This window comes from bacterium, assembly GCA_039961635.1.
Taxonomy (GTDB): Bacteria; 4484-113; 4484-113; order JAGGVC01; family JAGGVC01; genus JABRWB01.
Window position 1 is genome coordinate 25,062 of record JABRWB010000003.1, and the last position, 12,400, is coordinate 37,461.

The window sequence follows — 12,400 nt, forward strand, 5'->3', positions numbered from 1 at the left end:
TGCCGCGCCGGGTGGCGTTGGAGCGATTATGAGAACTTCAGTTTCCGTAGAAAATGGAACAGCGGTGATTAAAGTTATTGGCAACTTCGTGTTCGATTCGGGACGCGAGGCCAAGGAACAAGCAGACGCGCTTGGCGACGATGTGAAATCCATCGTTCTCGATATGAGCGATGTTCCGTTTATCGACAGCGCCGGTATAGGCCAGCTCGTGTCCATGCTCAAGAGCTGCACGATAAGCGGGAAAACTCTCGGCCTCTCGGGCATCAGACCCGATGTGCTGAAGGTCTTTCAAATAACCAAGTTGGACAAGGTTTTCAACTTGGGTTGAAACAACCTGGAGTTCGGTTGTTGCAGTCCGGAAAGCAAAGGCCCTCCCTTTCGGGAGGGCCTTTTTTTTTTCGACTTTAATCGCCCTTAGGGAATCGGTGAAGGTGCAATCTTCACGACCGTAACCTGATCGCCTTCATTCTGGGCCGCTGCCTCGCCGCCTTCAGCCAGGAACTGGTAATCAACCAAGCTGCCGGCAAAGTTTGTACGCTGCGGCGAAATCTGCTGGGCTTCAGTCCACAAATTCGTGACCGGGCTGAATGCATACGACTTGGAGGCAAGAGTGTATTCGCCCGTTGAGCTTATCGCCGTGTGTCCTCCGTAAACCGCAAGGAAGTTCTGCGCGTCGTGCCCCACAGCCACCGCACCGGCGATTTGAACGGGATAGTTGGGTAAGGTAACCCAAACCAAAGTGTCAAGATTTAGCGCCTCTACCGCTTTGCTTATCGAGCCATCGGCGGTTATCCCGCCGATCGTGTACACCCACGAACCTATCCTCGCCATTGCGAAGTTGTATCTGGGCGTAGGCATGTTCCTAAGCACGAACCAGTAATCGTTGTTCGGATCCGTGGGCTTTGGATCCGGGAATCCCTCGATGGGAAGATAGAACCAGGTGGTCGGCGAGACCGATCCGGACTCCACGATGCCGCCGCAAACGATAAAGCCGTCCGCGGGAGCCGGGGTGCCGCCGAAGGAAAGGTAGTTGGGAAGCGTGGCGAACTGCATACCGTGATATGCAAGATTCTTTGAAGTGCCGCTTCTGTAACCGATTCCGGGGCGGTTGACCCACACCGCGTTCCCGGTGCCGGCAATCGACATTGATTCGACCTTGTCAGAATAGCCGTTCACGTTTTCGATGCCGCCGATCGCGATAACGCTTGGACCAATATTTCCAACCGCCAGCGCACCGCGGGCTGTTGGCATGTCGGTCAGCGTGCTGTTGGAGAACAGGGAGCTTTCTATGCCGAACGAATTGTCGGCAACGGATATGCGCTCGACCGTCTTCAGGGCAACGTTGCCGAGGAATCCACCCACGAGATACACGTTTCCGTTCAACACGCCTGCGCCGTGCAACGACCTTTCTATCAACGGGTTGTTTGGCGAAATGGGAGTCGAAACGTCGGCAACGGTCACGGGGGAATAAGCTGTAACCGTAACAGGCACCGGGCTTGAATCGGTCACCCTGACTCCGCCAAAGTAGTAGCCGTTTTGAACGGCACCGAGCTCGAACTTTGTCAGCTCCCTCTTGTCAAGCTTTCCTAGTGCTGCCTCTTCGGCGGATAGCGTCAACTGAGGCGCGTCCGCTGGATCGGGATCGTTCGTATTGGGATCCGGGTCGAGGTCAAGCAACGTATTGCCGAAAATGCCGTTGTTGTTCCTGTCCCACGCGATCCTGTAAGGAGCCGTACCGCCCGTAATATCCACGTAAAAGGTGACAAGATCTCCGGGAGCGGCGAAAGACTGTTCCTTGATTTCCCCGGTTCCGCCTCCGAGCGCAACCATGGCGAGGGGATCGATTTCCAGACGATTACCCGGAACTTGTCCGGTTATGTCAATGACATTTACGCCGATCTCGATGGAAACAACTCTGCCGATGGCGTCGCGAACGCGAAGCTTGCAAATGTAGAAACCGGGCCATGCGTAAGGATTAGACAGGTTGCGCGTGTTCTCGTTAAAGTACGGAATTGTCGGAGATACGGCTTGGCTGTCTATATACCCATCCCCTTCGAAATCCCAGCTGTAGGAATAGGGAGGGGCGCCCGCTTCGCCGGGAGTGGTGGAAACGAAAGCGCTGAAATGAACCGTCGGAAAGATCATTGTCCCCGAAAAATCCACGTTGTTTCTATCCAGCTGCACCAATACGGGTGAATTGGCTTTATCGGTAGCGTCGTTTGGATTGGCGATTATGGATGGAGGCTCGGTGGCAATGAACACCTTGAAAGTGGGCGAAGGAGGCGGAGGAGTATAGTTCTCGGGAACAACTTTTACACCGAAAATTCTTTGAATCTTGTTACCTAGACTGTCAACCGCTTCCACGTGAATCAAGCGGTAATTCGCTTCCTTCCTGCGAGTGTAGTCTTCAATCGACTCTCCAGGATTTATCGTCAGCGCCTCCATTTCGGGGCGGCGGTTGAAGCTGAAGGTATATCGCGGATTCTGGGTGGTAGTGTCAACCTTGCTTTCGAACTCGGTGGCAAAAAAGTTGCCCGAAGTATCCGGAACGACCGACGCGTAATCCAAATTCCACCTGTAATTGTACGGAGGCGTGCCGTCCACGGCGTTTGCGGCGAACTTGATTTCCGTGTTTTCCTTGAACACGGCGAACTCCAAATCCATAGTCTGGCTGCCGTTGGTGAAAGACAGCGTTTCTGAACCGAGTTCGCTGTTTGTAACGCCCGACTTTGCGGGATCGAACCTGAAACTTGAGCCGTTGGTGACAACCACCTGAACCGGCAGGCTGGTACGCACAGCGTAGTTGGGCTTGTTTCCGCTCCCCATCCGGCTATCGATTACCGTGAAAACCGCGCTGAATGTGGATTGATTAAGGCCGTTGACGCCGTCGACTTCCAGGAATGGATAGGTATAGCTCGTGGTCGCGGTCGTAACCTTCTGGTTATTCTGGATTATATCCGGAGCTCCGTCGTTGGTGAAATCCCACATAAAGGTGTAGGGTTGCACTCCCCCCCTCACAACGGCGAGAAAATCGACTTTCAACGGGGAAGGACCGACTTCGGGCGTACGCGCGACGAACACGATCTCCAAATCGGAACCGTCGTCCGGCTGCTCCGGCACGGGGTCTTGATTACCGCCCCTGTCACCGGGATCCGGAAGAATCGCTCCCTTGCCGCCGCCGCATGCAAAGAGGAGCGCCGTCGCGATCACAAGCATCAAAATCGAAAACAGTCTGGTCATCAACCCAACCTCCTGTGAAGGCATGCCGAGCCGCCTTGAAGGCGGCCCGGCGCAATTTTCATGCAACCAAGCATTCGCTACGGTACATGGAAGAACTCAACGTAAGGATTCATCCCCTCTGGGCCGAATCCGGCCACCCTGTAATAGGTGAGCGCCGGATCCCAGGGATCGCTGGCGGGACGGCTCGGGGTTGCGAATGAAAATCCCATTCCCGCGCCGTATTTGGGAATCAAGCTTAGCGAGCTGGGCACAAAGGTGGAATCGTTCTGAAGAGTATAAACGTCGCCCACGATTGCGTCCCTGGTGCGTCCGCCGAATGTGTGGTAAATGTAACCGAGAACCGAGTCGAAACCTACCGCAGCGTTAAGTCCGCCTGAAGGCTCCGGCATCACCGCGGAAAGCGTAGACCATGTACCGGTGTTCGGGTTGTAAACGTTTTCGAAAGTAAATACGTCAACCTGGTCCACGTATTCTCCGTTCTGATTCGTGCCGCCGAAGACATAAAGCTTCCAACGCTCTCCCCTTGAGGGATCAGCATACTGGAGAACCACGTCAAAGTCGTACCGCTCGACCGGCATCAGCTGTACCGGACCGTTCACCGGATTGCCGGCGCGAACGTAAGACCAGTAAGGATAATCCGGATTGCGGGGGTTCTGGTTGCCTCCACTTCCCGCTCCGGTCGGATCAGCGCGCGTATCGAGAATTCTGAATTCGTTCGAAACGTGGCCGTCCGATTCCTTGCCGCCCAAGATGAAGATGTACCAGAATGGACCGAGAGGCCAGGGGAGATTGCCCAAATACGGAAGCGATTCAATTGCGAAACCGCAATGACCGTAAACTCCGATTGGGAGGGACACAAGCGGGCTGGCGGCATCCGCACCATCGCCCGGTACCCTGTCGCGAACGATCGGAGGACGCGGATGCTCTCCAACCTGCGGCCAGAAGTCGCGATCGGGCGAGAGGAATGTATTGCGCCAAATGTCGACTTGATTGTTTGTAACCTGGAAATCGCCGGTTTGGCACATGCAGGCATCCCAACAGTCTATCGGCATCATTTCCGTACCGAAACCCGGCGGATAGTATTTCTGAACCGTGGTAAGCGCCGTGCCGGAAGCATCACGGCCACCGACTACATAAATCACGGGAACGCCGAGGCCTGGGCCGTTCATGCCGTTGAGATCAAGCCCCTGGTCGGCGGGATCGTCCGGCCATGTGTTACCTTGGGAACCTGCGATTTGCATGCATCCGCTGTAATCCGCACCCGCCGGATTGGTTTCCACCGGCTCGTGAATGAATATCGCAGCGGCGCTGCCGCGAGGCACGAATTGGTCGGCGCGCAGCGTGGTCGCCGCAGGACCGATAGGATCAGGATCCGGCGGAGCCAAAATGTTGTAATCGCGCATCTCCCCGTTGGGGAACGGGCCGCCGCCGATTCCACCCACCGAGCCGTCGCCTTGAGACGACTGACGGACGGTATTCAGCTCCACCCACGAATTCGCGGGATATGTGACCGGGGAATATGCCGGCCATCCTGTTCCGTACGCGACGTCTGAATCGTTCGGATTGAACGCCCACGCGCTGTTTGTTAAATCAACAACGCCCGTGAAATTGCCGGAGCCGTCAACAACGTCACCGCCGAACATAAAGGTCACGCCGGTGTAGGGATGGGTCGCGACCGCGGGATTGACCCTGTTGGAAGGAGTCGGATTGCCGAAATTGGCTCCAAATCCCACAAACGTATCGGTTGCCGGCCGCTTGGCGTCGTAGTTGAAGCTCGGAGGCTGCGGGGTAACCGTAATTACATTGCTTGCAGCCTCATTGCCGTTTGCATCGGTGACCACCAGCTGCACCAAAATCGGGTCGTACTCATTCGCGTCACCGTTGCCGTCCAAATCCGAAAGCGGCTGGTTGGCAAAATGGAATTCCGGATTGGCAACCTGCGGCGACATAGGCGAGACAATCGCCGTGCCGAAAAGCGCGTGATTTGGATCTACGGTGTCATCCTGCACCGAAGACAAGCTGTATACAAGCCAGTTATAGGTAAACGGCTCTTTGCCGCCGCTGACCGAACTGGTGAAGTTGCTGGTAAACGGAACCGACGAGTTGACGATGTTGGCTTGAATTACCGCCTTCAGCTGTTGCGCATCCTCTACCGTCACCGTAATGTTGCCGCTTTTTATTAACAGCCCGGAAGAATCGCGCACCGAAACGTAGGCGCTGAACACACCCGCAGTCGAGTAAAGGTGGTCGGCCTGTGAAACCGTGCTCCAGGGCGTGCTTTCCCCTTCTCCGAAATTCCAAGAAAACTCGTACGGTGGAACTCCGCCTTCCGCCCCTCCGTCGAAGCTGACAAGCAATGGGGCCTGGCCGGTGGGAGGATTCGCGAATGCGGATAGCGTCAGTCTGGAACTTGCCGGCATTGCGTTAATCTCCGCGTTGAATGCGGCTTTGCGCCCAACCGAGTCGCGCACTTCGAGAGTTGGATAATAAACCCACTTTTGTCCCGTTGCGTCGTTGACCGCGGTGCCTATTTGAGAATAGATATGTCCGGGATCTTTAACATACGAGTCAATTGTGCCGTCGTTGTCGAAATCCCAGCTGTAGGCGTAAGGAGGCGTGCCGCCCGATGCGAATCCTGTGAATTTCACCTCCAACGGCACCGGCCCCGCGACCTTGTCCATTCCAAACATCGCCACCAAAGGCTGGACCACACTGCCGCCGGTATCTCCGTTAACCAGAATCGTACGGTATCCGTTGGCCTCATTGCCTGATGCATCCTGGACGCGGACACGCGCGACGCTGGTCACCGTATATGTGTGGAACGGCGTCTGGGCGGTCGAATCGAAAACTCCGTCGTTTTCGAAATCCCAGGAGTAGCTGTAAGGTTCGCGTCCGCCGGTTGCACTCACAAACAGGTTGACCTGCAACGGGGCAGGTCCGCTGCTCGGAGTCGCCGAAATCAACAGGGATATCGGCGAATTAGGTATCTCCGGCGGATTTGGAGTGTCCCCGCCTTGGGACGGGCCTCCACCGGGCGGGTTGCTGGTCGGCGATCCTCCGCCGCCGCACGAAAGCGCCATGAACGCCAATGCGATCACGGCCAAAACAGATACAAATTTCCAGGCTGCCTTCATTTCGCTATACCTCCCTAAGACCGTTACCGGAATTGCCGCGAACGGCAATTCCGCCATTACGGCGGCCCCGGTATCCACCAGCAGCGTTATACCCACGCAGCCGGCTCCGCAAACAACAAAACAGATTCACATTTAAACTTACCAAATTCATCGGAGCAGGTCAATCTTTGGCCCGTTCGAGATATTCCCCCGTTCGGGTGTCGATTTTAATTTTATCTCCGGAATTGACAAAAAGTGGCACTTTCACAACAGCTCCGGTCTCTACGGTGGCGGGCTTGGTGGTGTTGCTTACGGTGTCTCCGCGAACACCGGGCTCGGTTTCGACAACTTCCAACACGACAGCAATCGGGGGAACGATGCTTATTATCTCCTGGCCGTTGAACTCGCCCTTGACCTTGTCGCCTTCCCGTATGAACTTCAGCTCGTCCTCGACCGTTTCTTTTGCAACCTCAAATTGCTCGTAGGTTTCTGTGTCCATAAACGTGACCAGGTGCTCGTCGCCGAACAAGTACTGAAGCTCCCTGGCTTCCACCCGTACGTCCTGAAACTTTGCGTCCGTGCGCGAAGTTTCCTCCACAATCGCGCCGGAACGCAAATCCCGGATTTTCACCCGGACGAACGCGGGCCCTTTGCCGGGCTTGATGTGCGCATACTCGACAACTTTCCAGATGCTTCCCTTGTGCTCGAAAACCACACCGGGTTTCAAGTCGTTTGCCGAAATCAACTACAAACCTCCATATGCATCAATCTATCCCACCACCGTAAGTTCGGTGCCGAGAGAGTTTAAATTTACAAGTCCATTCTCTTGCACAAGCACAAGATCTTCGATTCTGATGCCGCCTTCACCGGGAACGTAAATCCCCGGCTCTATGGACATGACGCATCCCGCAGGGACAATATCCTCGTTTCCCTTGGCAAACCTGGGCGCCTCGTGAATTTGAATGCCGACCGAGTGCCCGAGGCCGTGGGTATAGCAATGCTCGGTAAAACCGCGCCCTTCAATCAGCGAGCGGGCTATTGCATCTACCTCGTTGCCGGTCATACCGGCTTTTGCGTATGCCGTCGCGGCATTCTTGGCGTCCAAAACCGCCTCGTACCTATCGCGCCAGACCTTCGGGCAATCCTTGAAGAAAACCGTCCTGGTCATATCGCTGCAATAACCATCGTATACGACGCCGATGTCTATCGTAAAAGGCGCGCCGGGAACAATCTCCTGTGTTGTGTAACCCGCGTGCGGCATGGACGAGTTGGTTCCGCTTGCGATGATCGGCGGAAAGCTTGCCATCTTCGCCCCCCGCTTGCGAATCTGGTACTCGAACTCGGCCGCGATTTCGTTCTCCCGAACGCCGTCCTTGATGCAGCCGAGCAAGTGCCGGAAAGTTTCTTCGTTGACTCGAATCGCGTTGCGAATAGCCTCAAGCTCATATTCGTCCTTGAGCATCCGAAGCTTTTCCACCGCGCCTTCTGTCGGCACAAGTTCGACGGGAGCGAACGCATCCTTCCACTTGTTGTAAAGCGCAAGCGACAGTGTGGCGGATTCCACGCCCAGCTTGGTAATTCCCAGATCCTTGTTCAGTTCCGGGAATAACTCGTGAAGCGGACGGGTTGTGTTCTCGATGACCTCGAAGCCTTTAACGTTCGCCTGCGCCATTTCGACGTAGCGCGTGTCCGTCAAAAAAAGCCTGCGCCCGGCCGTAATTATCAACACCGCGTTCGACCCGGTGAATCCGGTTAGATAGAACACGTTTGGGATGCTGTTCATTGTCTGCGGCGGTGGAACAAGAAGGAATCCGTCGATTCCAAACTCGTCAAACCGCTCCACAAGCTTGTCAACCCGAGAATGCAACCTTTGCTCCGTAAACGCACTAATCCGAAACAAGAAATATTAGCACCGCGAGCGGCCGAATTGCAATACGCGCGCGCCCCGCAAATTACGAATAACGGTTGAAAAAAGGCGGCCGAACAAGTAGCCCTTCGCCGCGCCCGGCCCGTCCTCGAATGGAATTCAAGATAACGGCGGAAGACAAGTTCATTCGGCCTTAATTTCGCCGAAAGCTACCGTTTGACCCATGCGGGCCGTACCTTCCCGTCGAGGCTCCACATCTCGTACTCGGCGCTTTTGGCGAGCGGGCTTTCCGGAGCCATTTCAACCACTTTTACGAACAGCTCGATGGCCCGCTCGTTTTTACCGAGCATTTTGTTCAACAGCGCGAGCTCGTAAAAGGCGTCCTGGTCGGCCGGCACGAGAGATACGTACTCGCTGTAGACCGCTTCCGCTTCTTCCGTCCTGTTCAACCGGTTCAACGCTTCCGCGTAGGCTTTGACCTTGTCCGGATCGGTTTTCGATTCTTCGTACGCGCGCCTGTAGTCTTCAAGGCTGTCGCCCGCGCCTGCGCGCGCGACACTACGCGCCGTAGCCTTCGCGTCGCCGAAAAGATGGCTGTTATCCTTTTGCTTCAAACCACACCTTCCCTGTTACCCCTGCGCGGATTATACCCGCATCATCGGTTTAAGATGTTCAACCGCCCGGAAAAGTTCAACTTCTTTTTTTCGTTCCGGGTTTTCATGTGCAAAGCGATGGACTCAAGTCGCTTTGGCATCAGTCCAGCGTTTTGTACATCGCCAAATATTTTAGCACTTTCTTTGTAAACGTTTCGTTTTCCGAGTTGGGAATCAACTCGACGTACAGCCAAGCGGGGGCTTCCGGAAATCGCGCCGCCCACGAGTTCACATTGCCCGGCCCGGCGTTGTACGCGCTTATGACCAGCTCGATCGACCTTCCCGCCAACCTTTCCTTCAGCAGGTGCGCTATATAAGCCGCCCCGAGTTCGATGTTCGCTTCCGGATTCGTTTTCCAATCACCCAAATTACGGGCGCGTCCTCCCCCAATCAACCAGGAAGCAGTGTCGGGCATAATCTGCATCAACCCGGCCGCGCCGGCGGAACTCACCGCATCCGACCGGAATCCGGATTCTTTTTTCATGATCGCGCGGATTACATCCGGCTCGACGCCATGCCGCGCCGCGGCCGCGGTCACCTCGGTTTCGAAGACGCGCGGGAACGCGATGCGCTTGACCAGCCCAAGCAGCTCCGGGTCGGTCATTACTCCCCGCGACAGCATTTCCTCCGCGTGCCAAGCGGCGCCGGGCAGATTGCCGTAAACTTCTTGCGCGATAACGCTTTCCGTCAGCGAGAGGTCGGGAACGAGCCATTCCGCGCTTATCGCGCTCTCTTCGCCCGCGTCAATCAAGCCCAGCCCGAACAGCACTTCGTCCACGCGCTCCGGCTCGGAAATCGCGTCGAAAGGGATACTTTCGAACTCCGGCTCGCCCGGCCCGGCCGCAAGCTCGTAATACGAGTACGTCCTGCAGGCGAGTCCCGCCCTTCCCCTGTCGGCAAGGCCGCCGTCCCCTTCCTTCTGCCCGATTCTATACATCCAGTACGAAGCGACGGTTTCGGCGGCGGCACCCTTTCCGGAAAGCGCGTCGATAACCGCCATCGCCTGCGGAATTTTGCCCTGGTAGTACAGGATCGGCAATGCCTCTTCAGCCGCGGCGGCGAACCTGTCGCTTTCCGGAAAGTGCCTGATGATAAACATCAAATCCTCAAGCGCGCCCGGCAGATTGTAAGGCGACTTTGTTTTGTTCGCCTTGGAAAGCAGGTATTTCTCCCACGCGGCGTCCGCGCTAACCGGGGCAAGCAGCCTTGCCGAGTCGCCGAAGTACTTTTCGGCTTTCGCAAAATCCCTCCTGTCGCGGTAAAACTGGCCGAAGTGGAAAAGCGCCCGGGCCGCGGTCTCGTCGCCCGCTCCGCCGAGATTCATCGAGGTGAAAAGCGCCTTCGCCCCGGCTTCTTCGCCGTTTTTGAGGCGCAAATAAAGCAGCGAAAGCGAAAACTCGTCCCGCGCCTCGCCTGACACTCCCGTATGCAACAAAGCCTCGAGCGCGGCGGCAAAGCTGTCGCCCTGGTTCCATCCGGCCGCGATCGCGGCCGCGCGGCCTATCGCGCCGCGCGCGATTTCAAGCCCGGCCGCTGCCGCGGAATCCGCGGCCGCCGTTTCAAGCACCGAAACGATGCCGGGAATCGCCCGCGACGCCTCCGCGCCGCTGCCCGCATCCTCGGCTACCGCGGCCAAGTATTTGTCGATCGCCTTTTGCGCATCGCCCTTGGCCGCGAAGTAATCGCCCCACGCGCGCTGCGCGCGCGCCTTCTCCCAAGTGTAGCCGTTCACGTATTCGAGGCGCTTGCTTATCCGCTCCGCCTCCGCCGCGTCGTCCAGCGCCAGCGAGCTTGAAATCAGCGCAGCGTAAACTTTCGGGCGCAGCCCGTTCGCCTTGTTCGCGTCTATCAGCGGTTCGAGCAGCCTCAGCGCGCCCTTGTGGTCGCCCGCCTCCTGAAGGCTACGCGCGTGCATGTATTCGACGTAATCCGCCAGAAGCGGCGAAATTTTGATTCCGCTCTTTTTATTCTTTATCGCCTCGAACTCGTTGCGCGCGCTCATCCAGTCGCCGGAATCCGCGTACCGCATTCCCTGCGCGAACCGCAGGCAGCCGTACAGCGGCCAGTCCACGTACGCCATCCAGCGCGCGTCGCGCTTGCGGTTCTCGATTTTGCCGTCCTCGGCGTCCTCCGCGGCCTCGACCAGAAGCTCCCGCGCCTCGTCCAGCCGCCTGCATTCGACGCCGGTCAGCCTTGATATCAGCTCCGCCCGACCCAGGTTGCCTTCAAGAACGAGCAGATCCATATACCGCGCCAGCGCGTCCGCGTCGTCGGGATTCGCGGACAGCTTGGCCGCAAGCTTCGCCTTCAGCGGCGCGGTGCGCCCGTAACGCTCGAACGCTTCTTCGGGCGACAACATATATGTTGTATAAAACCAGATGAACGCGTAACCCAGCAGTCCCGCGGCTGCCAGAATCAGCACGATTGCGGTGAGCAGTTTCTTCATGTCCATTCGGGGCGGCTCTCGCCCTGCGATGATACCAGAACGCCCGCCCGCGCCCGAACATCCGCCCGCCGCGGAAGTCTTATATAATGTGACTTTCCGCCGCCGCTCGGGTATAATGTACTTGAGGACCCAGGGGAGGTCGTGATCATGATGAAAACGAAGCTTCAAACCGCCGCCATCCTTGCGGCGATTCTGGCCCTTTCCTTCCACGTCGCGCCGCCCGCCTTCGGAGCCGACAACCTCGACCCGACCGTCGGCGAAACGGCATGGGGCAACTTCGTCGCGGACTCGATGCGGGAACACTACAAGTGCGACGTCGCGTTCATCGACGCGGGGACGCTATCCACGCTGACGACGAAGGAAGCGATCAGCGAGTCGATCACGCGCCTCGAAATCGCGGAGGTCGAGGTGGTGACTGCCAAGCTCACCGGCCGCGATCTTGCGCTCGTCCTCAACAACTCGCTCAAGTTCTTCCCGCGCAAGAGCAACGGCTTCCTGCAGGTGAGCGGGATGGTGATCACTGTGGACCCCAAACTCGCGGCAAACAAGGTGGTCGCGGCAAGCGTCGGCGGCGCGGCGCTTGACCCGGCGAAGACCTACACCGTGGCGATGACCAAGTTCCTGGCCAACGGCGGCGCGGGCTTCAACGTGCTGGACGACATCCCTGTCGTGGACGGCAGCGTCCGGTTCGTCGGCGAGCTTATCGCGGACTATTACATCGCCCACCCGGAAATGCCCAAGGTCGGCGGAAGGTACGTCGTGAGGGGGTAGGGATTGGAGAACACCGCCAAAAGCGGCAACCAGCTGACCAATACGTTCGAGTACGACTACGAGAACAGGCTTCTTGAGCACAATATCGCATCGGTGGGAGTGACCGTCGAGCATGCATACGACGGCCTTGATAGGAGGCCCGCCGCCTCTGCGGGATATTGCGGGCGAGGCGCCCGCCCTCCTTTCAAGACCACGAGGGCCGTTTCAGGCGGCGCGACGACGGATTACGAGCATGTCAGGAACGGCTTGTTAGGTAGCCGGGGCTTCCAGCCCCGGATATCGCAGGCTGAAAGCCTGCGCTACCTTACGG

9 protein-coding genes are annotated in these 12,400 nt (G+C 57.3%); 3 read left to right on the forward strand and 6 right to left on the reverse strand.

Annotated elements, in window-relative coordinates; translation table 11 throughout:
* Positions 1–28 precede the first annotated feature (28 nt).
* A complete protein-coding gene (locus HRF49_00610; protein MEP0813152.1) occupies positions 29–328 on the forward strand; it encodes an STAS domain-containing protein in 300 nt (99 codons plus the stop codon).
* 86 nt (positions 329–414) lie between these two features.
* On the opposite strand, the gene HRF49_00615 is transcribed toward HRF49_00610, so the two are convergent.
* The 6 genes from HRF49_00615 to HRF49_00640 form a co-directional block, all read right to left on the reverse strand.
* Positions 415–3,240, reverse strand: coding sequence for a hypothetical protein (locus HRF49_00615; protein MEP0813153.1), 2,826 nt, complete (start codon positions 3,238–3,240; stop codon positions 415–417).
* Positions 3,241–3,317: 77 nt separating this feature from the next.
* Positions 3,318–6,374 (reverse strand): hypothetical protein, encoded by a 3,057-nt coding sequence (locus HRF49_00620; GenBank protein MEP0813154.1) that lies wholly within the window; start codon positions 6,372–6,374, stop codon positions 3,318–3,320.
* A 160-nt stretch (positions 6,375–6,534) separates the two neighbouring features.
* Positions 6,535–7,098, reverse strand: coding sequence for an elongation factor P (gene efp / locus HRF49_00625; GenBank protein ID MEP0813155.1), 564 nt, complete (start codon positions 7,096–7,098; stop codon positions 6,535–6,537).
* A 24-nt stretch (positions 7,099–7,122) separates the two neighbouring features.
* A complete protein-coding gene (locus tag HRF49_00630; protein ID MEP0813156.1) occupies positions 7,123–8,220 on the reverse strand; it encodes an aminopeptidase P family protein in 1,098 nt (365 codons plus the stop codon).
* 209 nt (positions 8,221–8,429) lie between these two features.
* Entirely contained in the window at positions 8,430–8,834 is a 405-nt protein-coding gene (locus HRF49_00635) for a hypothetical protein (protein MEP0813157.1), read from the reverse strand.
* 139 nt (positions 8,835–8,973) lie between these two features.
* Positions 8,974–11,325 carry a transglycosylase SLT domain-containing protein gene (locus tag HRF49_00640; protein ID MEP0813158.1) on the reverse strand — a complete coding sequence of 784 codons (2,352 nt, stop codon included), beginning with the start codon at positions 11,323–11,325 and terminating at the stop codon, positions 8,974–8,976.
* A gap of 141 nt (positions 11,326–11,466) precedes the next feature.
* Between HRF49_00640 and HRF49_00645 the strand changes: the two genes are divergently transcribed.
* Both HRF49_00645 and HRF49_00650 read left to right on the forward strand, forming a co-directional pair.
* A complete protein-coding gene (locus HRF49_00645; GenBank protein MEP0813159.1) occupies positions 11,467–12,090 on the forward strand; it encodes a 5'-nucleotidase C-terminal domain-containing protein in 624 nt (207 codons plus the stop codon).
* Positions 12,091–12,093: 3 nt separating this feature from the next.
* Positions 12,094–12,400: hypothetical protein (locus tag HRF49_00650; protein MEP0813160.1), on the forward strand; the 307-nt coding region annotated here is incomplete at its 3' end.